General features: G+C 62.8%; 22 protein-coding genes. 11 read left to right on the top strand and 11 right to left on the bottom strand.

All coding sequences use genetic code 11. From position 1 onward, the window contains the following. Positions 1 to 77 precede the first annotated feature (77 nt). The 6 genes from lepA (at position 78) to pdxJ (ending at position 6,162) form a co-directional block, all read left to right on the top strand. The gene (lepA, locus tag BLQ55_RS01315) at positions 78 to 1,877 is read left to right on the top strand and encodes a translation elongation factor 4 (RefSeq protein WP_060740809.1); all 1,800 of its coding nucleotides are present in this window, start codon (positions 78 to 80) and stop codon (positions 1,875 to 1,877) included. A gap of 5 nt (positions 1,878 to 1,882) precedes the next feature. Then, a complete protein-coding gene (lepB, locus tag BLQ55_RS01320; protein ID WP_060740810.1) occupies positions 1,883 to 2,737 on the top strand; it encodes a signal peptidase I in 855 nt (284 codons plus the stop codon). A gap of 185 nt (positions 2,738 to 2,922) precedes the next feature. After that, on the top strand, positions 2,923 to 3,612 hold the full coding sequence (gene rnc, locus BLQ55_RS01325) for a ribonuclease III (RefSeq protein WP_060740811.1): 690 nt from the start codon (positions 2,923 to 2,925) through the stop codon (positions 3,610 to 3,612). Beyond that, on the top strand, positions 3,605 to 4,507 hold the full coding sequence (gene era / locus BLQ55_RS01330; protein ID WP_092205367.1) for a GTPase Era: 903 nt from the start codon (positions 3,605 to 3,607) through the stop codon (positions 4,505 to 4,507). Before rnc ends, era begins: the two co-directional genes overlap by 8 nt. Positions 4,508 to 4,678: 171 nt before the next feature. Next, positions 4,679 to 5,368 (top strand): DNA repair protein RecO, encoded by a 690-nt coding sequence (recO, locus tag BLQ55_RS01335; protein WP_092251906.1) that lies wholly within the window; start codon positions 4,679 to 4,681, stop codon positions 5,366 to 5,368. Between the two features lie 50 nt (positions 5,369 to 5,418). Beyond that, complete coding sequence (pdxJ, locus tag BLQ55_RS01340) at positions 5,419 to 6,162, top strand: pyridoxine 5'-phosphate synthase (protein WP_092251908.1); 744 nt, start codon at positions 5,419 to 5,421, stop codon at positions 6,160 to 6,162. 73 nt (positions 6,163 to 6,235) lie between these two features. On the opposite strand, the gene mltF is transcribed toward pdxJ, so the two are convergent. After that, positions 6,236 to 7,696 (bottom strand): membrane-bound lytic murein transglycosylase MltF, encoded by a 1,461-nt coding sequence (gene mltF / locus BLQ55_RS01345; RefSeq protein WP_092205370.1) that lies wholly within the window; start codon positions 7,694 to 7,696, stop codon positions 6,236 to 6,238. Between the two features lie 288 nt (positions 7,697 to 7,984). Here mltF and purL point away from each other — a divergent pair, with 288 nt between their 5' ends. Both purL and BLQ55_RS01355 read left to right on the top strand, forming a co-directional pair. Continuing rightward, positions 7,985 to 11,881, top strand: a complete 3,897-nt coding sequence (gene purL / locus BLQ55_RS01350) for a phosphoribosylformylglycinamidine synthase (RefSeq protein ID WP_092205371.1) — start codon at positions 7,985 to 7,987, stop codon at positions 11,879 to 11,881. A gap of 4 nt (positions 11,882 to 11,885) precedes the next feature. Further along, complete coding sequence (locus tag BLQ55_RS01355; RefSeq protein WP_092205372.1) at positions 11,886 to 12,197, top strand: YqfO family protein; 312 nt, start codon at positions 11,886 to 11,888, stop codon at positions 12,195 to 12,197. 245 nt (positions 12,198 to 12,442) lie between these two features. Here the strand turns inward: BLQ55_RS01355 and BLQ55_RS01360 are convergent, their stop codons facing one another. From BLQ55_RS01360 to BLQ55_RS01395, 8 genes are all read right to left on the bottom strand, one after another. After that, positions 12,443 to 13,525, bottom strand: a complete 1,083-nt coding sequence (locus BLQ55_RS01360; RefSeq protein ID WP_143011682.1) for a scabin-related ADP-ribosyltransferase — start codon at positions 13,523 to 13,525, stop codon at positions 12,443 to 12,445. 525 nt (positions 13,526 to 14,050) lie between these two features. After that, positions 14,051 to 15,766 carry an N-acetylglucosamine-specific PTS transporter subunit IIBC gene (gene nagE, locus BLQ55_RS01365; RefSeq protein ID WP_092251912.1) on the bottom strand — a complete coding sequence of 572 codons (1,716 nt, stop codon included), beginning with the start codon at positions 15,764 to 15,766 and terminating at the stop codon, positions 14,051 to 14,053. A 33-nt stretch (positions 15,767 to 15,799) separates the two neighbouring features. Continuing rightward, positions 15,800 to 18,313 (bottom strand): phosphoenolpyruvate--protein phosphotransferase, encoded by a 2,514-nt coding sequence (ptsP, locus tag BLQ55_RS01370; protein WP_092251914.1) that lies wholly within the window; start codon positions 18,311 to 18,313, stop codon positions 15,800 to 15,802. Between the two features lie 41 nt (positions 18,314 to 18,354). Beyond that, a complete protein-coding gene (locus tag BLQ55_RS01375) occupies positions 18,355 to 19,377 on the bottom strand; it encodes an SIS domain-containing protein (protein ID WP_092251916.1) in 1,023 nt (340 codons plus the stop codon). Next, entirely contained in the window at positions 19,358 to 20,464 is a 1,107-nt protein-coding gene (nagA, locus tag BLQ55_RS01380; RefSeq protein WP_092205377.1) for an N-acetylglucosamine-6-phosphate deacetylase, read from the bottom strand. Before nagA ends, BLQ55_RS01375 begins: the two co-directional genes overlap by 20 nt. A gap of 17 nt (positions 20,465 to 20,481) precedes the next feature. Beyond that, entirely contained in the window at positions 20,482 to 21,213 is a 732-nt protein-coding gene (locus tag BLQ55_RS01385) for a GntR family transcriptional regulator (protein ID WP_092205378.1), read from the bottom strand. A gap of 670 nt (positions 21,214 to 21,883) precedes the next feature. Next, entirely contained in the window at positions 21,884 to 22,390 is a 507-nt protein-coding gene (locus BLQ55_RS01390) for a L,D-transpeptidase family protein (protein WP_092205379.1), read from the bottom strand. 47 nt (positions 22,391 to 22,437) lie between these two features. Then, a complete protein-coding gene (locus tag BLQ55_RS01395) occupies positions 22,438 to 22,989 on the bottom strand; it encodes an NUDIX hydrolase (RefSeq protein ID WP_092205380.1) in 552 nt (183 codons plus the stop codon). Between the two features lie 145 nt (positions 22,990 to 23,134). On the opposite strand from BLQ55_RS01395, the gene BLQ55_RS01400 reads away from it, so the two are divergent. From BLQ55_RS01400 to BLQ55_RS01410, 3 genes are read left to right on the top strand one after another with little or no spacing between them, the layout of a single operon-like run. Further along, positions 23,135 to 23,734 carry a CoA pyrophosphatase gene (locus BLQ55_RS01400; protein WP_092166302.1) on the top strand — a complete coding sequence of 200 codons (600 nt, stop codon included), beginning with the start codon at positions 23,135 to 23,137 and terminating at the stop codon, positions 23,732 to 23,734. Between the two features lie 16 nt (positions 23,735 to 23,750). Further along, positions 23,751 to 24,275 carry a gamma carbonic anhydrase family protein gene (locus BLQ55_RS01405; protein WP_092251918.1) on the top strand — a complete coding sequence of 175 codons (525 nt, stop codon included), beginning with the start codon at positions 23,751 to 23,753 and terminating at the stop codon, positions 24,273 to 24,275. Beyond that, a complete protein-coding gene (locus BLQ55_RS01410; RefSeq protein WP_092251920.1) occupies positions 24,272 to 24,481 on the top strand; it encodes a DUF1289 domain-containing protein in 210 nt (69 codons plus the stop codon). Before BLQ55_RS01405 ends, BLQ55_RS01410 begins: the two co-directional genes overlap by 4 nt. Positions 24,482 to 24,599: 118 nt before the next feature. Here BLQ55_RS01410 and BLQ55_RS01415 read toward each other — a convergent pair whose 3' ends face one another. Next, positions 24,600 to 25,262: a Pr6Pr family membrane protein gene (locus BLQ55_RS01415; RefSeq protein WP_092251922.1), complete on the bottom strand. Its 663-nt coding sequence runs from the start codon at positions 25,260 to 25,262 to the stop codon at positions 24,600 to 24,602. Positions 25,263 to 25,268: 6 nt separating this feature from the next. Next, positions 25,269 to 25,499, bottom strand: a complete 231-nt coding sequence (locus BLQ55_RS01420) for a VF530 family protein (RefSeq protein WP_003205228.1) — start codon at positions 25,497 to 25,499, stop codon at positions 25,269 to 25,271. Positions 25,500 to 25,657: the final 158 nt, after the last annotated feature.

Consider the following 25,657-nt stretch of genomic DNA (forward strand, 5'->3'; position numbering starts at 1 on the left):
ACTCGCGCGGTGTATCAGGTACAATTCCCGGCTATTTTTCGGCGGGCCATGCCTGCAGCCTTTTTGAGTGTTGATCCGTGAGTGATTTGAGTCATATCCGCAATTTCTCCATCATCGCCCACATTGACCATGGCAAGTCGACGCTGGCTGATCGCTTCATCCAGATGTGCGGCGGCCTGGCCGAGCGTGAAATGGAAGCCCAGGTCCTGGATTCCATGGACCTCGAGCGTGAGCGCGGGATCACCATCAAGGCCCACAGCGTTACCCTCTATTACAAGGCCCGGGACGGCGTCACCTATCAACTGAACTTCATCGATACCCCCGGCCACGTCGACTTCACCTATGAAGTCAGCCGGTCGCTGGCGGCCTGTGAGGGTGCATTGCTGGTGGTCGATGCCGGCCAGGGCGTCGAGGCCCAGTCGGTTGCCAACTGCTACACGGCCATCGAGCAGGGCCTGGAGGTCATGCCGGTGCTGAACAAGATCGACCTGCCCCAGGCCGATCCGGACCGCGTGAAGGAAGAAATCGAGAAAATCATCGGCATCGACGCCACCGACGCGGTCACCTGCAGCGCCAAGACCGGCCTGGGCGTGGATGAAGTGCTCGAACGCCTGGTCACCACCATTCCCGCGCCAACCGGCAACATCGAAGATCCGCTGCAAGCGTTGATCATCGACTCCTGGTTCGACAACTACCTGGGCGTAGTCTCCCTGGTACGCGTGCGCCATGGCCGCGTGAAGAAGGGCGACAAGATCCTGGTCAAGTCCACCGGCAAGATCCACCTGGTGGACAGCGTCGGGGTCTTCAACCCGAAACATACCGCCACCGTCGACCTGAAGGCCGGCGAAGTGGGCTTCATCATCGCCGGTATCAAGGACATCCACGGGGCGCCGGTCGGCGACACCCTGACCTTGAGCTCCACCCCCGACGTCGACGTGCTGCCCGGTTTCAAGCGCATCCAGCCGCAGGTCTATGCCGGCCTGTTCCCGGTCAGCTCCGACGACTTCGAGGATTTCCGCGAAGCGCTGCAAAAGCTGACCCTGAACGACTCGTCCCTGCAATACACCCCGGAAAGCTCCGACGCCCTGGGCTTCGGCTTCCGCTGCGGGTTCCTGGGCATGCTGCACATGGAAATCATCCAGGAGCGCCTGGAGCGCGAGTACGACCTGGACCTGATCACCACGGCGCCGACGGTAATCTTCGAGCTGCTGCTCAAGAACGGCGAAACCCTCTACGTCGACAACCCGTCCAAGCTGCCGGACCTGTCGGCCATCGAGGACATGCGCGAGCCGATCGTGCGGGCCAACATCCTTGTGCCTCAGGAGCACCTGGGTAACGTCATTACCCTGTGCATCGAGAAACGCGGCGTACAACACGACATGCTGTTCCTTGGCACGCAGGTCCAGGTGACCTACGACCTGCCGATGAACGAAGTGGTGCTGGACTTCTTCGACCGTCTCAAATCCACCAGTCGCGGCTATGCTTCGCTGGACTATCATTTTGATCGTTACCAATCGGCTAATCTGGTGAAACTGGATGTGCTGATCAACGGTGAGAAAGTCGATGCACTGGCATTGATCGTGCACCGTGACAACGCGCACTACAAAGGTCGTGCATTGACCGAGAAGATGAAGGAACTGATTCCGCGGCAGATGTTCGACGTGGCAATCCAGGCCGCCATTGGCGGGCAGATTGTGGCGCGTACAACCGTCAAGGCGCTCAGAAAGAACGTATTGGCCAAATGCTATGGCGGCGACGTCAGCCGTAAGCGCAAGCTGTTGGAAAAGCAGAAGGCCGGTAAAAAACGCATGAAGCAGGTCGGTAACGTGGAAATTCCACAGGAAGCCTTCCTTGCGGTGCTCAGGTTGGATAGTTAGGTCCTATGTCGCTAAATTTCCCGCTGTTGCTGGTTATCGCCGTGTTTGTCTGCGGCCTGTTGGCGTTGCTTGATCTGTTGTTCCTGGCGCCTCGGCGCCGGGCGGCCATTGCCTCTTATCAGGGCAGCGTCAGCCAGCCTGATGGCGTGGTGGTCGAAAAGCTCAACAAGGAACCGCTGCTGGTCGAATACGGCAAGTCGTTCTTCCCGGTGCTGTTCATCGTGCTGGTGTTGCGTTCGTTCCTGGTGGAACCGTTCCAGATCCCATCCGGCTCGATGAAGCCGACCCTGGACGTGGGCGACTTCATTCTGGTGAACAAGTTCTCCTACGGGATCCGCCTGCCGGTGATCGACAAGAAGGTCATCGAAGTGGGTGACCCGCAGCGCGGCGATGTCATGGTGTTCCGCTTCCCGAGCGACCCGAACGTCAACTACATCAAGCGCGTGGTCGGCTTGCCGGGCGACACGATCCGCTACACCGCCGACAAGCGTCTGTTCGTCAATGGCGAATCAGTGGCCGAACAATTGCTCGGCTCCGAGCCGGGTACGCTGGGCAGTGCCGAACTCTACCGGGAAAAACTCGGCGAGGCCGAACACCTGATCCGTAAGGAAATGAGCCGCTACCGCGCAACGCCGGACCGTTCGTGGACCGTGCCGGCGGGGCACTATTTCATGATGGGCGACAACCGCGACAACTCCAACGACAGCCGTTACTGGGATGATCCGAACATTCCCAAGGACCTGCTGGGCATGGTCCCGGACCGAAACATCGTCGGCAAGGCCTTTGCGGTCTGGATGAGCTGGCCGGAACCCAAACTCAGCCACCTGCCGAATTTCTCGCGGGTTGGCCTGATCAAGTAATCCCACACGGCGCTGTTGAACACAGCGCCGAATGCTTTTCTGGAGCCTGCACTAAGGTTGCCCGGAGGCATGAAGCCAACGATAGTCAGGACGTCATTTTTGAACACAGCGTTAATTGTCCCAAGCCAACGGTGCCTCGCCACCCTGGCGGTGGAATCCAGCCACGAACTCAGCGTGGGTAAACCGTGAGCGTTTCTCTAAGCCGTCTCGAGCGTCAGCTCGGCTACACCTTCAAGGACCCGGACCTGATGCTCCTGGCCCTCACTCACCGCAGTTTTGCCGGGCGCAACAACGAACGCCTGGAGTTCCTCGGTGATGCCATCCTCAACTTCGTGGCCGGCGAGGCGCTGTTCGAGCGCTTCCCGCTGGCCCGCGAAGGCCAGTTGTCGCGTTTGCGCGCGCGGTTGGTAAAAGGTGAGACCCTGGCCGTACTGGCCCGTGGTTTCGACTTGGGCGAATACCTGCGCCTGGGCTCCGGTGAATTGAAAAGCGGCGGTTTCCGCCGCGAGTCGATCCTGGCTGATGCCCTGGAAGCGTTGATTGGCGCGATCTACCTGGACTCAGGCATGGACATGGCGCGCGAACGCGTGCTGGCCTGGCTGACTTCCGAGATCGACAGCCTGACGCTGGTGGACACCAACAAGGATCCGAAGACCCGTTTGCAGGAATTCCTGCAATCGCGCAGTTGCGAACTGCCGCGCTACGAAGTGGTGGATATCCAGGGTGAGCCGCATTGCCGAACCTTCTTCGTCGAATGCGAAGTTGTCCTACTGAATGAAAAAAGCCGGGGTCAGGGTGTGAGTCGTCGTATTGCCGAACAGGTAGCGGCCGCCGCAGCACTGATAGCCCTGGGCGTGGAGAATGGCAATGACTGATACAACCGTCACCCGCTGCGGCTATGTCGCCATTGTCGGTCGGCCGAACGTGGGCAAGTCCACGCTGCTGAACCACATCCTGGGCCAGAAACTGGCGATCACCTCGCGCAAGCCCCAGACCACCCGCCACAACATGCTGGGCATCAAGACCGAAGGCGCCGTGCAGGCGATCTACGTCGACACCCCGGGCATGCACAAGGGTGGCGAAAAAGCCCTGAACCGCTACATGAACAAGACTGCCTCGGCGGCGTTGAAAGACGTCGATGTGGTGATCTTTGTGGTCGACCGCACCAAATGGACCGACGAAGACCAGATGGTTCTCGAACGCGTCCAGTACGTGACAGGGCCGTTGATCGTGGCGCTGAACAAGACCGATCGCATCGAAGACAAGGCTGAGCTGATGCCGCACCTGGCCTGGTTGCAGGAACAGTTGCCCAATGCCCAGATCATCCCGATCTCTGCCCAGCACGGCCATAACCTCGATGCACTGGAGCGGGTGATTGCCGAACACCTGCCGGAAAACGATCATTTCTTCCCTGAAGACCAGATCACCGACCGCAGCAGCCGTTTCCTCGCCGCCGAGCTGGTGCGCGAGAAAATCATGCGCCAGATGGGCGCCGAGCTGCCGTACCAGATCACGGTCGAGATCGAGGAGTTCAAGCAACAGGGCAAGACCCTGCACATTCATGCGTTGATCCTCGTCGAACGTGACGGCCAGAAGAAAATCATCATTGGCGACAAGGGCGAGCGCATCAAGCGCATCGGCACCGAGGCGCGCAAGGACATGGAGCTGCTGTTCGACTCCAAGATCATGCTCAACCTGTGGGTCAAGGTGAAGGGCGGCTGGTCCGATGACGAGCGTGCGCTGCGTTCGTTGGGTTACGGCGACCTCTGATCAGCTGACTGGATGTACCAAGAACCATTGTGGGAGCGAGCTTGCTCGCGATGAGGGCCTGATATTCAACATGGATGTTGACTGACAGACCGCTATCGCGAGCAAGCTCGCTCCCACATTGGTTTGGGGTTGTTGAAAACTCTGCTCGTCATATTGAGAACTCTGATTTCCATGCCCCCGACCCAACCCACCGGCCAACCCGCCTACGTCCTCCACAGCCGCGCCTACCGCGAAAGCAGCGCCTTGGTGGACTTCCTCACGCCCCAGGGGCGGCTGCGGGCGGTGTTGCGGGGGGCGCGGGGCAAAGCGGGGACGCTGGCGCGGCCGTTCGTGCCGCTGGAAGTCGAATTTCGCGGGCGGGGCGAGTTGAAGAACGTCGGGCGCATGGAAAGCAACGGCGTCGCCGCCTGGCTCAACGGCGAGGCGTTGTTCAGCGGCTTGTACCTCAATGAACTGCTGATCCGCCTGCTGCCCGCCGAAGATCCCCACCCGGCCGTCTTCGACCACTACGCCGCCACGCTGCTGGCCCTGGCCGAAGGCCGACCACTGGAGCCGCTGCTGCGTTCGTTCGAATGGCGGCTGCTGGATGACCTGGGCTATGGCTTCGCCTTGAGCACCGACCTGCACGGCGAGCCCATCGCCGCCGACGGCCTCTACCGTTTGCAAGTGGATGCTGGCCTGGAGCGGGTGTACCTGCTGCAACCGGGGCTGTTCAATGGCGCCGAGCTGCTGGCCATGGCCGAGGCCGACTGGAGCGCGCCGGGCGCCTTGTCGGCGGCCAAGCGTCTGATGCGCCAAGCCCTGGCCGTGCACCTGGGCGGTCGGCCCCTGGTCAGTCGCGAGTTGTTTCGCAAGCCCTGATCAACCCGTATGCTGTGGGCCGACTATCTGTCCCTTCCAGGAGCCTTTTTGTGAGCACCAGCAATCGCATTCTTCTCGGCGTGAACATCGACCATGTCGCCACCCTGCGCCAGGCCCGCGGTACCCGCTACCCGGATCCGGTCAAGGCCGCGCTGGACGCGGAAGAGGCGGGTGCCGACGGCATCACCGTGCACCTGCGTGAAGACCGTCGCCACATCCAGGAGCGCGACGTGCTGCTGCTCAAGGACGTGCTGCAAACCCGCATGAACTTCGAAATGGGCGTGACCGAGGAAATGATGGCGTTCGCTGAGCTCATCCGCCCGGCGCACATCTGCCTGGTGCCGGAGACGCGCCAGGAGCTGACCACCGAAGGCGGCCTCGACGTAGCGGGGCAGGAATCGCGGATCAGCCTGGCAGTGGAACGCCTGTCGAAGATCGGTGCCGAGGTATCGCTGTTCATCGATGCCGACGAACGGCAGATCGAGGCGTCCAAGCGGGTCGGCGCCCCGGCCATCGAACTGCACACCGGTCGTTACGCCGATGCCGAAACCCCCACCGCCGTGGCCGACGAGCTGCAGCGGGTCGCCAATGGCGTCGCCTTTGGCCTGGCCCAGGGCTTGATCGTCAACGCCGGCCATGGCTTGCACTACCACAACGTCGAAGCCGTGGCGGCCATCAAGGGCATCAACGAGCTGAACATCGGTCACGCGCTGGTGGCCCATGCGTTGTTCGTCGGGTTCAAGTCGGCGGTGGCGGAAATGAAAGCGCTGATCCTGGCTGCCGCCAAGTCCTGACCGCAGCCACATCCTGTGGGAGCAAGCTTTGCTCCCACAGATCTGCTCCCACATTAAGGGTTGTGTACAGCTATCAGAGCTGCGGGGATTCCTGGTTCGGCTTGCTCTTGTCCACACCCGGCACGTGCAGGTTGCCCTCGGCCACCTGGTCGCCTTCGAGTTGCGGCTGCGTCACCCAGGTCAGGATGTCGTAGTAGCGACGGATGTTCGCCACGAAATGCACGGGCTCGCCGCCCCGGGCGTAGCCGTAGCGGGTCTTGCTGTACCACTGCTTCTGGGACAGGCGCGGCAGGATCTTCTTCACATCCAGCCACTTGTTCGGGTTCAGCCCTTCCTTGGCCGCCAGTTTGCGGGCGTCGTCCAGGTGGCCGCTGCCGACGTTATAGGCAGCCAGGGCGAACCAGGTGCGGTCGGGCTCCTCGATGCTTTCGTCCAGTTGGTCCTTCATGTAGGCCAGGTACTTGGCGCCGCCCATGATGCTTTGCTTCGGGTCCAGGCGGTTGGACACGCCCATGGCCTGGGCGGTGTTCTGGGTCAGCATCATCAGGCCGCGCACGCCGGTCTTGGACGTGACCGCCGGTTGCCACAGCGACTCCTGGTAGCCGATCGCGGCCAGCAGGCGCCAATCGACTTTTTCCTGCTTGGCGTAGGCCTTGAAGTGCTGTTCGTATTTGGGCAGGCGTTGTTGCAGGTGCTGGGCGAACGTGGTGGCGCCCATGTAGCCGAGGACATCGACGTGGCCGTAGTAGCGGTCCTTGAGGCGTTGCAGCGTGCCGTTCTTCTGCACTTTGTCGAGGTAGCTGTTGATCTCGTTGAGCAGGCTGTTGTCTTCGCCGGGGGCCACGGCCCAGCTCTGGCTGCGGGCATCGCCCAGGTCGAAGGCCACGCGCACGTTGGGGAAGTAGACCTGGTTCATCGCCACTTCGTTGGAGTCCACCAGGGTCAGGTCGATCTGCCCCTCGTCGACCATGCGCAGCAGGTCGACCACTTCAACCGCGTCGGACTCTTCGTATTCGATGCCGGGGTATTGCTGTTTCAGCTGTGCCAGCTGTTCGGCGTGGCTGCTGCCCTTGAGCACCATGATCTTCTTGCCCGCCAGGGCGGCTGCGTCGGTGGGGCGTGACTGGCCGTTGCGGTAGATGACCTGCGGGGTGACTTCCAGGTAGGCGTGGGAAAACCGTACCTGCTTCTTGCGCTGTTCGCTGCTGACCAGGCCCGCGGCCGCCAATACCGGACCGTTGGGCTTGCCGATCTGGTTGAACAGGTCGTCGAGGTTGTCGGCGGTCTCGATCTTCAGTTCCACCCCCAAATCGTCGGCGAAGCGCTTCACCAGCTCGTATTCGAAGCCGGTTTCACCGTTACGATCCTCAAAGTAGGTGGCGGGGCTGTTTCGGGTAACCACCCGCAGCACGCCATCCTCCTTTACGCGCTCCAGTGTGTTGGGTTTCTCAACACAACCACTGAGCACCAGGAAGAGTCCGGTTGCGATCAGCCATCTGGCATATCGCGGACGCAAAGCCGTTGGGGAAAACATCTGCGCAGTATACGCAAACGGCCCCTACCGCCATATCTCGACAGCAAAAGGCCAGTCTGCTAGCGGTTGCAAAACATGTCCGCAACACCGGCCGGCCGGGGTGTGGCAGGCTTTGCGCCGCTGAAAAATATCTCTGCGCGAACCTTGGCATGGGGGTGCAATACCGTCGCAGGCGCGGAGACCGACATTCGGCCTGCACCGTGCGTGCCGTTTCGGGTGCCGTTGCCGGCGGTTTAGGCTAGAATGCACGGCCTCAAAGCACACCCCCTTCCCGAGGCTGTCCCGAAGATGTTGATCCTGCGCGGCGCTCCTGCCCTTTCTGCCTTTCGCCACAGCAAACTCCTTGAGCAGCTGAGCCAAAAGGTTCCGGCTGTCAGTGGCTTGTATGCTGAATTCGCTCACTTCGCCGAAGTCACCGGCGGTTTGACCGGCGACGAACAGCAGGTGCTCGCGCGCCTTCTGAAGTACGGCCCCAGTGTTCCTGTCCAGGAGCCGGCCGGTCGCCTGTTCCTGGTGCTGCCGCGTTTCGGCACCATTTCGCCATGGTCGAGCAAGGCCAGCGACATCGCCCGCAATTGCGGCCTGGCGAAGATCCAGCGCCTGGAGCGCGGCATTGCCTTTTATGTCGCCGGCGAGTTCAACGAGGCCGAGGCCCAGTTGATCGCCGAAGGCCTGCATGACCGCATGACCCAGGTCGTGCTGGGCAACCTGGAGCAGGCCGCCGGTCTGTTCAGCCACGCCGAACCCAAGCCGCTGACGGCCATCGACGTACTGGGCGGCGGCCGCGCCGCACTGGAAAACGCCAACGCCGAACTGGGCCTGGCCCTGGCCGAAGACGAGATCGATTACCTGGTCAACGCCTTCCAGGGTTTGAAGCGCAACCCGCACGACATCGAACTGATGATGTTCGCCCAGGCCAACTCCGAGCACTGCCGCCACAAGATCTTCAACGCCAGTTGGGACATTGACGGCCAGAGCCAGGAAAAAAGCCTGTTCGGCATGATCAAGAACACCTATCAGATGCATAACGAAGGTGTGCTGTCGGCCTACAAGGACAACGCGGCGGTGATCGTCGGCAACGTTGCCGGTCGCTTCTACCCGAACCCCGAGACCCGCCAGTACGGTGCGGTCCAGGAGCCGGTGCACATCCTGATGAAGGTCGAGACCCACAACCACCCGACGGCCATTGCGCCGTTCCCGGGCGCGTCCACCGGTTCCGGTGGCGAGATCCGCGACGAAGGCGCCACGGGGCGCGGTGCCAAGCCCAAGGCCGGCCTGACCGGTTTCACCGTGTCGAACCTGCAGATCCCGGGCTTCGAACAGCCGTGGGAAAAGCCCTACGGCAAGCCTGAGCGCATCGTCAACGCCCTCGACATCATGATCGAAGGTCCCCTGGGGGGCGCGGCGTTCAACAACGAATTCGGCCGTCCGGCCCTGACCGGCTACTTCCGTACCTTCGAACAGTCCATCACCACCCCCCGTGGTGAGGAAGTCCGTGGTTACCACAAGCCGATCATGCTCGCGGGCGGCATGGGCAACATCCGCGCCGAACACGTGCAGAAAGGCGAGATCCTGGTCGGCTCCAAGCTGATCGTCCTCGGCGGCCCGGCCATGCTGATCGGCCTGGGTGGCGGCGCGGCTTCCTCCATGGCCACCGGCACCAGCTCGGCCGACCTGGACTTCGCCTCGGTCCAGCGGGAAAACCCGGAAATGGAACGCCGTTGCCAGGAAGTCATCGACCGTTGCTGGCAGTTGGGTGAACACAACCCCATCAGCTTCATCCACGACGTCGGCGCGGGCGGCCTGTCCAACGCCTTCCCGGAACTGGTCAACGACGGCGGCCGTGGTGGCCGCTTCGAACTGCGCAACATTCCAAACGACGAGCCGGGCATGGCCCCGCACGAAATCTGGAGCAACGAATCCCAGGAGCGTTACGTCCTGGCGGTCGGTCCGGCCGACTTCGAACGCTTCCAGGCCATTTGCGAGCGCGAACGCTGCCCGTTCGCGGTAGTGGGTGAAGCCACCGCCGAGCCGCAACTGACCGTCACCGACAGCCACTTCGGCAACAGCCCGGTGGACATGCCGTTGGAAGTGCTGCTGGGCAAGGCCCCACGCATGCACCGTTCGGCGGTTCGCGAAGCGGAACTGGGCGATGATTTCGATCCGTCCACCCTCGACCTCGGCGAGTCCATCGAGCGCGTGCTGCATCACCCGGCCGTGGCGAGCAAGAGCTTCCTGATCACCATCGGCGACCGCACCATCACCGGCCTCGTGGCCCGTGACCAGATGGTCGGCCCATGGCAGGTGCCGGTGGCCGACGTGGCCGTGACCGCCACCAGCTTCGACGTCTACACCGGCGAAGCCATGGCGATGGGCGAGCGCACGCCGCTGGCGCTGCTGGATGCCCCGGCCTCGGGCCGCATGGCGATCGGCGAGACCCTGACCAACATCGCGGCTTCGCGCATCGGCAAGATTTCCGACATCAAGCTGTCGGCCAACTGGATGTCCGCCGCCGGTCACCCGGGTGAAGATGCCCGCCTGTACGACACCGTCAAGGCTGTCGGCATGGAGCTGTGCCCGGAGCTGGGGATCACCATTCCGGTGGGCAAGGACTCCATGTCCATGGCCACGCGCTGGAACGACGAAGGCGTGGACAAGAGCGTGACCTCGCCGCTGTCGCTGATCGTGACTGGTTTCGCCCCGGTCACCGACATCCGCCAGACCCTGACCCCGCAACTGCGCATGGACAAGGGCACCACCGACCTGATCCTGATCGACCTGGGCCGTGGCCAGAACCGCATGGGCGCCTCGATCCTGGCCCAGGTGCATGGCAAGCTCGGTTCGCAAGCGCCGGACGTCGACGATGCCGAAGACCTGAAGGCGTTCTTCGCCGTCATCCAGGGCCTCAACGCCGACGGTCACCTGCTGGCCTACCACGACCGTTCCGACGGTGGTTTGCTGACCACCGTGGTGGAAATGGCCTTCGCCGGTCACTGTGGCCTGAGCCTGACCCTCGACAGCGTGGCCGAGTCCACGGCTGAAATCCCGGCCATCCTGTTCAACGAAGAACTGGGTGCGGTGATCCAGGTTCGCCAGGACGCCACCCCGGACATCCTCGCCCAGTTCAGCGCCGCCGGCCTGGCCGACTGCGTCTCGGTGATCGGCCAGCCGATCAACAACGCCCACATCAACATCACCTTCAACGGCGACACCGTCTTCGAAGGCCAGCGCAGTCTGTTGCAGCGTCAGTGGGCTGAAACCAGCTACCAGATCCAGCGCCTGCGCGACAACGCCGAGTGCGCCGAGCAGGAGTTCGACGCGCTGCTGGAAGAAGACAACCCGGGCCTGAGCGCCAAGCTCAGCTACGACGTCAACCACGACGTGGCCGCGCCCTACATCAAGAAAGGCATTCGCCCACAAGTGGCGGTCCTGCGCGAGCAGGGCGTCAATGGCCAGGTGGAGATGGCGGCAGCGTTCGACCGCGCCGGTTTCAACGCGATCGACGTGCACATGAGCGACATCCTGGCCGGTCGTGTCGACCTGAACGACTTCAAGGGCATGGTCGCCTGCGGCGGTTTCTCCTACGGCGACGTGCTCGGTGCCGGTGAAGGCTGGGCCAAGTCGGCGCTGTTCAACAGCCGTGCCCGCGATGCGTTCCAGGGTTTCTTCGAGCGTAATGACAGCTTCACCCTCGGCGTGTGCAACGGTTGCCAGATGATGTCGAACCTGCACGAGTTGATCCCGGGCAGCGAATTCTGGCCGCACTTCGTGCGTAACCGTTCCGAGCAGTTCGAAGCACGCGTGGCGATGGTCCAGGTCCAGGAGTCGAACTCGATCTTCCTGCAGGGCATGGCCGGTTCGCGGATGCCGATCGCCATCGCCCACGGCGAAGGCCATGCGGAATTCGAAAGCGAAGAAGCCCTGCTCGAAGCCGACCTGTCCGGTTGCGTATCGCTACGGTTTGTCGACAACCACGGCAAGGTCACCGAAACCTACCCGGCCAACCCGAACGGCTCGCCGCGCGGGATCACCGGCCTGACCAGCCGCGATGGCCGCGTCACGATCATGATGCCGCACCCGGAGCGGGTGTTCCGCGCGGTGCAGAACTCGTGGCGTTCGGACGACTGGAACGAAGACGCACCCTGGATGCGCATGTTCCGCAACGCCCGCGTCTGGGTGAACTAAGACGGTGTACAAGCTCTGCTTCTTCGTCCCGGCCAGCCATGTGGAGGAGGTCAAAACCGCCGTATTCGCTGCCGGTGGCGGGCGAATCGGCGACTATGACCACTGTGCCTGGCAAGTGTTGGGCCTGGGCCAGTTCCGTCCTCTGGATGGCAGCCAACCGTTCATCGGCGAGGCGGGCCAGGTCGAGCAGGTCGAGGAGTGGAAGGTAGAGCTTGTCGTTGCCGATGAGCTGATTCGTGGGGTGGTGAACGCGCTGAAACAAAGCCATCCCTACGAGACGCCAGCGTATGAAGTGTGGCGGTTGGAGGATTTCTGATCCTCGGTTCGTTGAAATGAAAAACCGCTGATTGAACCAGCGGTTTTTTATTGCCCGGGGGAATGGCAAAACCATGCCCGCCAGCGCAAGCAGGTTCCCCCTTGGAGTCCAGTGATCCCGTTGGCACAGTCCACCCTGTGGGAGCGAGCTTGCTCGCGATAGCGGTGGGTCCGCTTAGATGAACAGTGGATGTGCCGCCGTCATCGCGAGCAAGCTCGCTCCCACATGGGCTTTTCCTGGCCCGTCTACTGATGTCGGTTTTCGAGGCGGCAGGCTTCTTTTTCGATGCCGATGCATTCGACCGGTTCGCCCACACCTTTCTCGAACCGGCGGGCATTCATCAATAGCCCGCCCTTGATACCGCCGATGAACGCGAAGGCGCCTGGACGGTTGCCGGTGTGCTCCCCTGACAGATCCACCGCCACGCTGTTGGGCCTGACCTCGTACACCCAACCGCCGTTTGCCGCTTCCGTGACCGCCCAGATCTTGGCATCGCTATAGTCACGAAACGCCACGACGACCGATTGAACGGAAGGAGACTCCGGGCTGCTCGCCCAGCGCAAGACCGGTGGTTGCGAGTTTCTTGCCCGTAACCCACTGGCCAGTGCGTCCGCTCCTTGCACAGGGTTGATCCTCGAGGAGCCCACCGCCCAGAGGGATTCTTTGTTCGTCACCCAGGCCAGGCCTTCTGGCGGGGTGATCTTGCTCCAATCGATGGGCGTCGCTGCGACTTCCAGCATCGTCTCGTGACCAGAGGGTTCACGGTAGTCCGGGTTGGCGACGCAATCGGCCAGGTCGGTTTTCTTGCAGGCCTGCTTGATAAAGTGCCCTTTGACCCCGCCGGGGTAGCTGATCTCTTCCTCGCCGATAATAGGCCCCCCCGATTCCTGCTGGTCGATGCCATGGGGAGCCTTGAATTCGAATACCCATTCGTTGGCGAAGCTCTGGGCGATACGCTGGCTGCGCGTGGTACTGCTGTAGACCGAGTGCTGGGCCCCGGCTCCATGCTTGAACCAGTCGTACATCCATGTGTCTTCGGGGAAGGCCACTGATTTGGGCAGCAAGCCGTCCCGGAAGGCCTCGAGGCCTTGATTGGTGGTGTCTCCCCGGTAGAGCGTGTCCAGGTCGGTCCGCCAGCGCAATAAGGGTTGGGTCTTGCGGATATCCACGCTGGGATCCGCCGTGACCTGGAGCCAGGCCTGGTACCAGGGTTCATCCTTCTGCGCCGAGTCCTGGGTCGTTGCCCACGCATTGGGGCTCGCTTGCCAGGTGCCTGCCAATACCATGGCGACAGTCGCCGCCCGTATAAAACTGCTGCTTCTACTCATGATGTGGACACCTCTCCTGAAACGAGGATGCCAATCGAATCACATACTTCATTACGACCTATTCTTCGAATTGACAGTTTAATTACCGATTGCGCAGTGCGAAGGCAACGCGCGGGTGTGCCTCGGTTCACTGCGTGAGAGTGAGAATAGATGACTGTTTTAGGTTTTAAGACCTTATTTTGTAACAAGCATCTCAGTTGGAAGCGGTCGCGAATATCAGGTTGTGTTTATTGGCTGTTACTGGTCTGAATTATCCATTACCTGTTATTTCTGACAGTTGCTAGCGCTTGGTCGATGACCTTTAATCGAGGGTTTTGTCGAGGGGATCGCGCTAGATAATTTTTCGGTTGGGTACAGGTTCGGACTTGATGCAATAAGTACCGGCCTCATCGCGAGCAAGCTCGCTCCCACAGGAGGCAAGTGGTCGATCACAGGTCTTGTGAACAACACCCAGCCACTGTGGGAGCGAGCTTGCTCGCGATAAATCGAAAGAAGAATACAAAAATCCCGGTAGAACTTGGGGTGCTAGGCCCCGGCATCGACCTTGCGGCCATGCGCCAGGCCATCCAATGCCTGCCATAACCGCGGCGCCTTCTCCCCCAGCAGCAGGTGCCAGACGCCACCCTCCAACGGGCTCATACCTTGACACCCCAGCCCTTTGAGCCGGCTTTCCGACAAGCCCTTGTCATCGGCCAGCCGCACCCGTAGCCGGCTCGTCGCCACGCACTCGAGTTGCAGGACATTGTCCTGGCCTCCGAGGGCGTCCAGCCATTGTTGCGCTTCTGTGCTGGAAAGGGCGGCCGGCGTCGTCGGTGCAACGGCATTCGGTACCGGCGCGGTGACCGGGCGAAGGGTGGAGGGCATCGCCAGGCGAATTTCATCGGCAATGCTGTCGGCCATCGGCCCCACCACCACCTGCAGGCTCCCGCCGTTACCGGGGCGCACCACGGCCATGGCGCCGAGGGCCTTGAGCCGGGCGTCGGAGGCCTTGTTACGGTCCACCATGTCCAGCCGCAAGCGCGTGGTGCAGGCACCGATGGTGATCAGGTTGTCTGCGCCGCCCAACGCCTGGATGTAGGCCGCGGCCCGCTGGTTTTCGGCGATGGCCGGTTTGTCGCCTGCCGGTACCTCTTCACGCCCCGGGGTCTTCAGGTCGAAGCGGCGGATACAGAAGTCGAAAACCAGGTAGTAGATCGCCGCGTAGGCCAGGCCCACCGGGATGACCAACCAGCCGTTGGTGGATTTGCCCCAGCCCAGGACCATGTCGATGAAGCCGCCGGAGAAGGTAAAGCCCAGGTGAATGTCCAGCAGATTGGTCACGGCCATCGACACACCGGTGAGCAGCGCGTGGACCAGGAACAACAAGGGCGCGAGGAACATGAAGGCGAACTCGATCGGTTCGGTGACACCGGTCAGGAACGAGGTCAGCGCCATGGACAGCAGGATCCCACCCATGACCTTGCGCCGCTGGGGCAGGGCGTTGCGGTACATCGCCAGGCACGCGGCGGGCAGGCCGAAGAGCATCACCGGGAACATGCCGGTCATGAACTGGCCGCCCTTGGGATCGCCGGCGAAATAACGGCTCAGGTCACCGGTGACCACCGCACCGGTATCGGGGTCGGTGAAACTGCCGAAGATGAACCAGGCCATGTTATTGAGGATGTGGTGCAGGCCGGTAACGATCAGCAATCGGTTGAACACCCCGAACACGAAGGCGCCGAAACTGCCGCTTTCCATCAGCAAGGCGCCGAAACCGTTGATACCCTGCTGGATCGGCGGCCAGATAAGGCCGAACACCACGCCCAGCCCGACAGCGCTGAAGCCGGTGACAATCGGCACGAAGCGCCGGCCACCAAAGAACGCCAGGTATTCCGGCAACTTGATGTCCTTGAAGCGGTTGTACAGCGCGCCCGCCAGCAGGCCGCTGATGATCCCGGCGAGCATGCCCATGTTGATGCTGGCATCGAGCACCTTCAGGGTGGCGATCATTACCAGGTAGCCGATGGCCCCGGCCAACCCCGCGGTACCGTTGTTGTCCCGGGCGAAGCCCACGGCGATGCCGATGGCGAAGATCATCGCCAGGTTGGCGAAAATCGCCTGGCCGGCATCGTGGATGATGGCGATGTCCAAGAGATCGGTGTCGCCCAGGCGCAGCAACAGGCCGGCGATGGGCAGGATCGCGATGGGCAGCATCAGTGCCCGGCCGAGGCGTTGCAGCCCTTCGATGAAATGCTGGTACATGGCGTCTCTCCCTTTATTGTTCTTCGAAGTGGCTCAGTCCAGGGGCCAGTGTCGATGGCAGGCACGGCGTACCGCGAGTGCGCTGCCCAGGTCCAGCAGTTCGCTGCTCAAGCGAGCGCACTGCGCGGCGTCGAGGTGGCGCACGCGGTCCTTGATTTCGCCGATCTGCGGCGGGCTGACCGACAGCTCGCGTACACCCAGGCCGATCAGTACGGGCGTGGCTAACGGGTCCGAGGCCAGGGCCCCGCACACGCCGACCCAACGCCCATGCCTGGCGGCACCGGCGCAGGTCTGGGCGATCAGCCGCAGCAGCGCGGGGTGCAGGGCATCGACCCGGGCGGCGAGGCCGGCGTGGTCGCGGTCCATGGCCAGGGTGTATTGCGACAGGTCGTTGGTGCCGATGGAGAGGAAATCCGCATGTTCGGCCAATTGTTCGGCCAGCAACGCGGCGGCCGGCACTTCGATCATCACCCCCAGTTGCGGGCGTTCGCCCAGGCCCAATTCAGTGCCGAGGGCATCGAGGCGTTGGCGGATGTGCAGCAGTTCGTCGACTTCGGTGACCATGGGCAACAGGATCCGGCAGCGGTCCAGCGGACGGGTTTGCAGCAGGGCGCGCAGTTGCTGGTCGAGCAGGTCCGGTCGCACCTGGGCCAGGCGAATGCCGCGCAGGCCCAGTACCGGGTTGGCTTCGCTGGGCAGTGGCAGGTAATCCAGTTGCTTGTCGCCGCCCACGTCGATGGTGCGAATGATCACCGGCCTGTCGCCCATGGCATCGAGTACGGCTTGATAGGCCTGGCGCTGTTCTTCTTCGTCGGGGGCGGTGTGGCGGTCGACGAAGAGAAATTCGGTGCGCAACAAGCCAACGCCATCGGCACCGTTGGCCAAGCTTTCGCCGGCTTCGGCGCTGGAGGCCACGTTAGCGGCGACTTCAACCTCCACGCCATCGACGGTTCGCGCCGGTGTGTGGGCGAGGGTCTGTTGTTGGGCGCGCCGGGCCGTGCGTCGGGTCTGTGCTTGCCGCACCTGCGCCAGGCGCTCGGCGGTTGGCGTGAGTTCGAGACGGCCACCGTCAGCGTCCAGCACCATCGATTGCCCTGGCGCCTGCGCAAGCAGTGCCTCGCCCAGCGCCACCAGGCACGGCAGGCCTTTGCCTCGGGCCAGGATCGCCACATGGGACGTCGCGCCGCCCTCGACCATGCACACGCCGGCCACGCCTTGGGCGCTGAGTTGCAGCAGGTCCGACGGGGTCAGTTCCTGGGCGGCGACGATGGCGCCCGCCACAACGTCGAATTGCCAGGCCTCACCCAGCAACACCCGCAGGACCCGTTGGCGCAAGTCGCGCAAATCGTTGGCGCGCTCGGCCAGCAGCGTGCTGCCCAGTTGCTGCAGGACCTGGCATTGCGCGTCGATGGAACGGCTCCAGGCATGGGACGCGGCACTGCCTTGTTCGATGAAGAGTTCGGCGGCATCCAGCAGTAGCGGGTCTTCCAGTAGCGCCAGGTGGGCACTGAAGATCGCCTCTTCATCGTGGTGCTTCTTGGCCCGGGCGTGCTCCAGCGTGAGGTGGATCTCGCCACGGACTTGGGCCAGGGCGTCACTCAGATGTTGTCGCTGCTCTTCGACGGCATGGCCGCCGATGTCTTCCGGCAATTGAATGCCGTTCAACCGAACCAACGGCCCAGTCACCAGGCCGGGCGCGGCACATACGCCGTGCAGCACACCTTCTTCTGCATTCGCCCGTGGTGGTTCGGGCGACGGCGCGCTGGCATGGGCCTCTTCCACCAGGGCTGTGGATAAAGTCGCCAGCAAGGCTTGCAGCGCCGCCTCGGCATCGCTGCCCCGGCAACTGACGTGCACTTGCGCCTGTTCGGTGATGGCCAGCCCCATCATGCCCATGACGCTGTCGCAGGAGGCCGACTTGCCGCCGAAATGCAGCTGCGAGCGGCTCTTGAAGCCTTGCGCGGTCTGGCGCACCAGCGCCGCCGGGCGGGCGTGAAGACCGCCTCGATGGGCGATGCGGACCTGGCCGAACACTTCGATGCCGTCGTCTTGGTCGTGATGTTCCGCCTGGCCGCCGGCCTTGGCGAGAATGTGCAGCAGCGGCTCACCGACCTTCACCCCTTCGAGCGTGATGGGCCGTGCCTGGAAACGCTCGCCGTTGGTGATGACCAGCAGGCTGACCAGGCTCTTGCAGCGCAGCGCCACTTTATCCACGTCATAACGCAGCAGCGGCTGGCCATGGCTGACCCGTGCCCCTTCCTTGACCAGCATGGAAAACCCGTCGCCTTGCAGCTCGACCGTATCCAGGCCCAGGTGCAGCAGCAGTTCGGCGCCATTGTCGGCCCGCAGGGTCACCGCATGGCCGGTGCGGGCGACGTGGATCACTTCAGCGTCGCAGGGCGCGTAGAGGGTGTCGTTCAGCGGGTCGATGGCGATCCCATCGCCCATGGCGCCGCTGGCGAATACCGCGTCCGGGACATTGGCGAGGGTGAGCACCGGGCCGCTGAGGGGGGCGCTGAGGATCAGCTCTTTATTGTTGTTGGGCATGGGCTCGCTCTCTTCAGGCTCTTGTTTGAAAAGCAGTCGGATCAGTGGGTACGGGTGACCTTGCTCAGGTGCCGTGGCTGGTCCGGGTCCAGGCCTCGGGCCACAGCCAGGTTCGCGGCCATCGCGTAGAAGCTCTGGATCGCCAGGATCGGGTCCAGGGCCGGGTGCTCGGCGCGGCTCAAGGTCAGGTCGCGTTCGACAATGTCATCAGGTGCCGCCAACAGGACCCGGGCACCGCGCTGGCGCATGTCCGTGGCCAGGCTCAACACGCCGGCCTGTTCGGCACCGCGGGGGGCGAACACCAGCAGGGGGTAGTCATGGTCGATCAGCGCCATGGGCCCATGACGAACTTCGGCACTGCTGAAGGCTTCGGCCTGGATCGCCGAGGTTTCCTTGAACTTGAGCGCTGCTTCCTGGGCGATGGCGAACCCGGCGCCCCGGCCGATCACCATCAACCGCTGACAGTCGCGCAGGGCGTCGACAGCGCTGTGCCAGTCCTGGCGGGCGGCCTCGCGCAGGCCCTCGGGCAGGGCGCCGCCGGCTTCGAGCAACTCGGCGTCGGCTTTCCAGTGGGCCACCAGTCGCGCACTGGCGCTGAGGGTGGCAATGAAACTCTTGGTCGCGGCGACGCTGCTTTCGACGCCGGCACACAGCGGCACGCTGAATTCACAGGCGGCTTCCAGAGGCGAGTCGGGGGCATTGACCAGGGCCACGCTCAAGGCGCCACGCTTGCGCAACAGGCGCAGGCTGTTCACCAGGTCCGGGCTCTGTCCCGACTGGGAAAACCCGAACGCCACCTGGCCGCTGACCTTCAGCGGCGCCTGTTGCATGGTCACCACCGACATCGGCAGCGAGGCCACCGGGATACCCAACTGTTGCATAGTCAGGTAAGCGAAATAGCTGGCGGCGTGGTCGGAGCTGCCGCGGGCGACAGTCATCGCCACTTGCGGTGGTTGGCGGCGCAGGCGTCCGGCGATTTCCTCGAGGGCCGGATCCAGTCGCTGCAACTGGCGCTCGACCGCTTCATGGGAGGCCAGGGCCTCTTCAAGCATTTTGGAAGTCAATGGCTTCTCCTTCGACCATCACGTCGGTCAGGGTCAGGGAACGGTCAAGGCGTACGCAGTCGGCCCAGGCGCCGGGTTGCAGGCGACCGCGTTCGGGCAGGCCGAGGTAGTCGGCGGGAAACTGGGACAGACGCTGGGACGCTTCGGCGATGGGCAGGCCGATTTTCACCAGGTTGCGCAGGGCCTGGTCCATGGTCAGGGTGCTGCCGGCCAGGGTGCCATCGGCCAGGCGCACCCCGCCCAGGCACTTGGTCACGGTGTGGCTGCCCAACTTGTATTCGCCGTCGGGCATGCCGGCGGCGGCGGTGGAGTCGGTGACGCAGTACAGGCACGGGATCGCCCGCAGGGCCACGCGCATTGCGCCGGGGTGCACGTGGAGCAAGTCGGGGATCAGCTCGGCGTAGCGGGCATGGGCCAGGGCCGCGCCGACGATCCCCGGCTCGCGGTGATGCAACGGGCTCATGGCGTTGTACAGGTGGGTGAAACTGGTCGCCCCGGCGGCCAACGCCGCGACGCCTTCTTCATAGCTGCCCAGGGTATGGCCGATCTGCATGCGCACGCCCCGGGCGCTGAGGGCGCGGATCAAGGCATCGTGACCGGCGATTTCCGGGGCAATGGTAATCACCCGGATCGGCGCCAGGGCCAGGTAGCGCTCCACCTCGGCCAGCAGCGCGGTGTGGGCGAAATTCGGTTGCGCGCCCAGTTTTCCGGGGTTGATGTAAGGGCCTTCCAAGTGCACGCCCAGGACCCGGGCGCTGCCGTTCGGACGCTGCTCACAGAACTCGCCGAGGGCCTGCAACACGCTGGCGATCTCTTCGCTGGGGGCGGTCATGGTGGTGGCCAAGAGGGCGGTCGTGCCGAAACGCAGGTGAGTGCGGGCGATGGTCTCGAACGCCGAGGCGCCTTGCATGATGTCCTTGCCGCCACCGCCGTGGACGTGCAGGTCGATAAAACCGGGCAGCAGGTAGGGCAGGTCGTTGCCCGCCGGATCGCAGGGCTGGCCTTCGATGGCCACGACTCTACCGTGCTCATGGAGCAGGCGGCCGCGAACCCAGCCGTCACAGGTGAGGATGTTGTCTTCGGACATGGGAATTCTCTGCTCGTCTAGCGCCGCAGCTCTGCGACAAAGTCGTAGTAGTCGTTGCGGCAATAGGTGTCGGTGACTTCGATGGGGGTGTTGTCTTCCAGGTAGCCGACCCGGGTCATCAGCAGCATCGCGGTACCGGGGGCGATGCCCACCAGGGCGGCGAATTCGTCCGAGGCGTTGATGGCCTGGATGTGTTGCAGGGCGCGCACCACCGGCTTGCCGATGCCGTCGAGAAATGCGTAGAGGGAATCGCCCACCGCTTGCGGCTTGGGAATGAGGCTGGCGGGCAAGGTGCTCATCTCGATGGCCATGACCGTGTCGTCGGCCTTGCGCAGGCGCTTGAGCCGCGCGACTTTGTCGGTGGGCGACAGGCCCAGGCGGATCAGTTCTTCGTGGGTGGGCGGGGTGATTTCCCGCTCCAGCCATTGGGAACCCGGCACAAAACCCTTGAGCCGCAGCATCTCGCTGAAGCCGCTGAGGCGTGACAGCGGCTGTTCCAGGCGCGGGGTGATAAAGGTGCCGGAGCCCTGGTTGCGGCGAATCAGCCCTTGTTCGAACAGCACCTCCAAGGCCTTGCGGGCCGTGACCCGGGAAATGCCCAGTTGCTCGCTCAAGCTGCGCTCGGACGGCATCGCCTGTTCGGCTTTCCACTGGCCGGCATGAATCGCCGTCTCCAGGTTACGCGCCAATTGCAGGTACAGCGGCGTGGGTTGGGTGTCGTCAGGGCGCAGGGCCAGGATGTCGTTCATATTCGTGTCCGATGCGGTTATTGGGTTGTTGTCGCTCGGTAAGTGGGGTGGAAGCTAATACCACTTGAATACCATGTCAACGCCGCTTTCCCGGGGTTTAGAGAGGTTGTTGGAGGGTTTTGGTGGGGTGGGATTGAAGTGGTATTAGAGGGTGGGGATTCGAACGTAAATATCTTCAACTGCGACAACGCCTACTGGGTGAACTGGTATTCATCTGTAGGTAATTTCTGAAGTTGCGATTTTTTGATTTTATTTTTTGATGCTGACGGGCGGTCGTCCGAGCCCACCAAGGCTACCGCGTTGTTGTGGCGAGGGATTTATCCCCGCTGGGGCGGGCAGCGGCCCTAACCTGACAACTCGGTGTGCCAGGAGAGCTGGGGGATTGCTTGGGGCTGCTGCGCAGCCCAGCGGGGATAAATCCCCTCGCCACAGAGATAGCGGTCTGTCAGACGCACCGATGTTTCCGACATGTTTTTTGGGTGGTCCCTGCCTTGGACCGGGTAGCGCTTCGGACTTGATGCAATAAGTGCCGGCCTCATCGCGAGCAAGCTCGCTCCCACAGGGGGTTATGTGCAATACAAAACTACTGTGGGAGCGAGCTTGCTCGCGATGAGGCCAGATCAGGCAACGAAGATTTGATGCCGGGTCAGAGGGCTTTTGTGGCGAGGGGCTACGGACGAATTTCGATCATCGTGCCATCCGGCACCAGGTTCCAGACTTCGCGCATGTCCACGTTGCGCATGGCGATGCAGCCATCGGTCCAGTCCAGCGTATGGAACAGCTGTTCAGGGTTTTCTTCCGAATCAGGCGTGCCGTGGATCATGATCATGCCCCCCGGCTCCACGCCTTCACGGCGGGCGCGGGCGGCGTCGCTGATGTTGGGGTAGGAAATGTGCATCGACAGGTAGAACCGGTCACTGGTCTTGCGCCAGTCGATCCAGTAGAAACCTTCGGGGGTGCGCTTGTCGCCCTCGATCAGCTTGGGGCCTTTCTTGGCGCCCTTGCCCAGGGAAATGCGATAGGTCTTGAGCGGCTTGCCGTCGTTGATCAATTGCAATTGATGGGCGGACTTGAGCACCAGCACTTTTTCGATGACCTTGCCGTTGTAGGTTCCCACGGCGGCGGCCTGGGACACAACGGTGAACGACAAGCAGAACAGGACAAGCAACCAGCGCATTGAAACGATATCCCTAGAGGTGTCGCGGCTATATTCGATTGGTTTTTTTAGGTGTTGGCCGGCTGGGCCAGCGGCGGGATCGATTCGGATCGCACCGGGTAATCCTCCGCCCGGCGGTCGGCATAGAAATATTCCAGGGTGCGGCCCACCGTACGGAAAGCCAGCTCGTCCCAGGGAATGTCCGCTTCTTCGAACAACTTCACCTCCAGGCTCTCGGGCCCGGCGGCGAAATCCTCGTCCACCAGTTCGGCGCGGAAGAATACATGTACCTGGCTGATATGCGGTACGTCAATCAGCGTATAGATGCTCAAGTTTCGCACCCGGGCGCAAGCCTCTTCGGCGGTTTCGCGCACGGCGGCCTGCTCGACCGTCTCGCCGTTCTCCATGAAGCCCGCCGGCAGCGTCCAGTAGCCGCGCCGCGGCTCGATGGCGCGTCGGCACAACAACACCTTGCTGCCCCAGGTCGGCACGCAACCAGCGACGATGTTGGGGTTCTGGTAGTGGATGGTGTGGCAGGTGTCGCAAACGAAGCGCAGGCGCGAATCGCCTTCGGGTATGCGCTGGGTCACCGGGTTACCGCACTGGCTGCAGAATTTCATGCTTGGATTCCTGAATGCTGCGCCTATCTTGGCGTGCGCGGCAGGTGTCGGCAAGTTGTCGTTTCGCGACACGACGCGGTGCGGGGGTTGGGCCGCTTGAATGATTGGTGCATGATGCAAGGTAGCGAATGAATCGAGAAGTCTCATGCTGGACGAGCTACTGCATCGAGTAAGCAACCACACCCCACACGACCTGCAGGCCGACCGACGTTTCCCTGAAGCCGCGGTGCTGGTGCCGATCACCCGCAGTGACGAACCGGAACTGGTACTGACCCTGCGCGCCAGCGGGCTATCGACCCATGGCGGCGAAGTGGCGTTTCCCGGCGGGCGTCGCGACCCGGAAGATCCGGACCTGATCTTCACCGCCCTGCGCGAAGCCGAGGAAGAAATCGGCCTGCCCCCCGGCCTGGTGGAAGTGATCGGCCCTCTCAGCCCGTTGATCTCGCTGCATGGCATCAAGGTCACGCCCTATGTCGGGGTGATTCCGGACTACGTCGAATACCAGGCCAACGATGCCGAGATCGCGGCGGTATTCAGCGTGCCGTTGGAGTTTTTTCGCAAGGATCCGCGCGAACACACGCACCGGATCGATTACCAGGGTCGCAGTTGGTATGTGCCCAGCTATCGGTTTGGCGAGTACAAGATCTGGGGGCTGACGGCGATCATGATCGTCGAGTTGGTCAACCTGCTGTACGACGCCGGGATCGACCTGCACACCCCGCCAAAGAGTTTCATCAATACCTGATGCCCCGAGGATTCCCATGAAATACCGCCTGGGCGATGCCCGAGTCGAAACCCACCCACAGAGCTGGGTCGCACCCAACGCCACGCTGGTGGGCAAGGTACGCCTCGAAGAGGGTGCCAATGTCTGGTTCAACGCCGTGCTGCGCGGCGACAACGAGCTGATCCTGATCGGCAAGGACAGCAACGTGCAGGACGGCACGGTGATGCACACCGACATGGGTTATCCACTGACCATCGGCACCGGCGTGACCATCGGCCATAACGCCATGCTCCATGGCTGTACGGTGGGCGACTACAGCCTCATTGGCATCAACGCAGTGATCCTCAACGGCGCGAAGATCGGCAAGCACTGCATCATCGGCGCGAATTCGCTGATCGGCGAAAACAAGGAGATTCCCGACGGCTCGCTGGTGATGGGCTCGCCCGGCAAGGTGGTGCGTGAATTGACCGAAGCCCAGAAGAACATGCTCGTGGCCAGCGCGGCGCACTATGTGCACAATGCCCAGCGCTATGCCCGCGACCTGGCCGAGCAGGAACCATGAGCGCCCCTGAACGCCCGGTGCCTTCGCCTTGCGTGAACATCTGCGCGCTGGACGATGACGATATCTGCACCGGCTGCCAGCGCACCGTGGCGGAAATCACCCGGTGGAGCCGGATGGACAATGACGAACGCCGCGGGGTCTTGGCGCTGTGTCATGAACGGGCCAAGGCCAGTGGGTTGGTGTGGATGTTGCCGGCCGGGCGGTGATGTCGGAGATGAACACAATCCCCTTGTGGGAGCGAGCTTGCTCGCGATGACGGAGGCACATTCGACAGTGTCTCGCGCTGACCACCGCTATCGCGAGCAAGCTCGCTCCCACAGGGGATCATGGTGTTTGCTTGAGTCCCGCCCACCGATCCAACCCCACCACCCCCAACGCAATCCCGACAAATCCCGCCAGTATCCCCCCGGCATTGATGAACACCTGTGGATAACCCAGGCTCGCCACGTCGATGAAAGGGTAGGGGTAGGCCGCCAGTAAATCCCCCCGCAGCAGGACATAGGCGAAGTAGACCAAGGGATAGATCATCCACAGCCCGATGTGGCCCAGGCGCAAGCGGCCTTTGGGCACCCACCGCCACCAATAGGCGATGTAGAGTATCGGCACCACGTCATGCAGTAATTCGTCGGCCACGAACTGCCAGCCTTCGGGTTGCCAGAGGTGGCGCAGCAGCAGGTTGTAGGCCAGGCTGACCAGGGCGATGCTCACGGCGACACCGCTGCGTACGCCGGGCTGCAGGAACCAGCGGCGGGCCGGGGCGGGGCGAGGGGTCAGCTCCCAGGTCAGGACCACCGCCACCCACAGGTTGGTCAGCACCGTGAAGAAACTGAAGAAACTCACCAACCCGCCCAGCAGGCTCGCCCCCAGCTCCCAGCGACCCAGCAGGATCAGATACAACTGGATGCTCAACCCCGCCCAGGCCAGCAGCGCCGTGACCGACACGAAGCGCTGGCGCAGGGTGAGGCCAGGACCTCTATCAATCCCCACGGCGGCTCAGACCGGCCGTTTGGTGCGCATCAACTTGATGTACAGGCGCTCGACTTTCTCCCGCGCCCAAGGGGTCTTGCGCAAGAAGGTCAGGCTCGACTTGATGCTCGGGTCGCTTTTGAAGCAGCGGATATCGATGCGTTCAGCCAGGCCCGACCATTCGTAGTGCTGCACGAGGGCGTTGAGGATCTGCTCCAGCGTCACGCCGTGCAGCGGGTTGTTGTTGGGTTCGGTCATGGAAGGCCTTCGCGCAAAAAGGGTAAAGCCGCGCACCTTAGCCGAGGTGCCCTCGTGGTGGAAGCATAGCCTTCATCGTGGGGCTCCAGGGCCAGGTGCACTGTTACCAAATCCGAGATGATCCATGTCAACAAAAGCCCTTTCTCTATTGATAACAG

The organism is Pseudomonas sp. NFACC13-1, from assembly GCF_900104425.1.
In the GTDB taxonomy this organism is placed as follows: Bacteria; Pseudomonadota; Gammaproteobacteria; order Pseudomonadales; family Pseudomonadaceae; genus Aquipseudomonas; species Aquipseudomonas fluorescens_AA.

Bases quoted from the DNA above. Each gene is read 5' to 3' on its own strand.
- BLQ55_RS01395 (WP_092205380.1), bottom strand. From the start codon at position 22,989: ATGAAATTCTGCAGCCAGTGCGGTAACCCGGTGACCCAGCGCATACCC.
- BLQ55_RS01410 (WP_092251920.1), top strand. From the start codon at position 24,272: ATGAGCGCCCCTGAACGCCCGGTGCCTTCGCCTTGCGTGAACATCTGC.
- BLQ55_RS01385 (WP_092205378.1), bottom strand. From the start codon at position 21,213: ATGAACGACATCCTGGCCCTGCGCCCTGACGACACCCAACCCACGCCG.
- nagA (WP_092205377.1), bottom strand. From the start codon at position 20,464: ATGTCCGAAGACAACATCCTCACCTGTGACGGCTGGGTTCGCGGCCGC.
- nagE (WP_092251912.1), bottom strand. From the start codon at position 15,766: ATGTACCAGCATTTCATCGAAGGGCTGCAACGCCTCGGCCGGGCACTG.
- BLQ55_RS01400 (WP_092166302.1), top strand. From the start codon at position 23,135: ATGCTGGACGAGCTACTGCATCGAGTAAGCAACCACACCCCACACGAC.
- mltF (WP_092205370.1), bottom strand. From the start codon at position 7,696: ATGTTTTCCCCAACGGCTTTGCGTCCGCGATATGCCAGATGGCTGATC.
- BLQ55_RS01420 (WP_003205228.1), bottom strand. From the start codon at position 25,499: ATGACCGAACCCAACAACAACCCGCTGCACGGCGTGACGCTGGAGCAG.
- recO (WP_092251906.1), top strand. From the start codon at position 4,679: ATGCCCCCGACCCAACCCACCGGCCAACCCGCCTACGTCCTCCACAGC.
- era (WP_092205367.1), top strand. From the start codon at position 3,605: ATGACTGATACAACCGTCACCCGCTGCGGCTATGTCGCCATTGTCGGT.
- ptsP (WP_092251914.1), bottom strand. From the start codon at position 18,313: ATGCCCAACAACAATAAAGAGCTGATCCTCAGCGCCCCCCTCAGCGGC.
- lepB (WP_060740810.1), top strand. From the start codon at position 1,883: ATGTCGCTAAATTTCCCGCTGTTGCTGGTTATCGCCGTGTTTGTCTGC.
- BLQ55_RS01390 (WP_092205379.1), bottom strand. From the start codon at position 22,390: ATGCGCTGGTTGCTTGTCCTGTTCTGCTTGTCGTTCACCGTTGTGTCC.
- BLQ55_RS01405 (WP_092251918.1), top strand. From the start codon at position 23,751: ATGAAATACCGCCTGGGCGATGCCCGAGTCGAAACCCACCCACAGAGC.
- BLQ55_RS01360 (WP_143011682.1), bottom strand. From the start codon at position 13,525: ATGAGTAGAAGCAGCAGTTTTATACGGGCGGCGACTGTCGCCATGGTA.
- purL (WP_092205371.1), top strand. From the start codon at position 7,985: ATGTTGATCCTGCGCGGCGCTCCTGCCCTTTCTGCCTTTCGCCACAGC.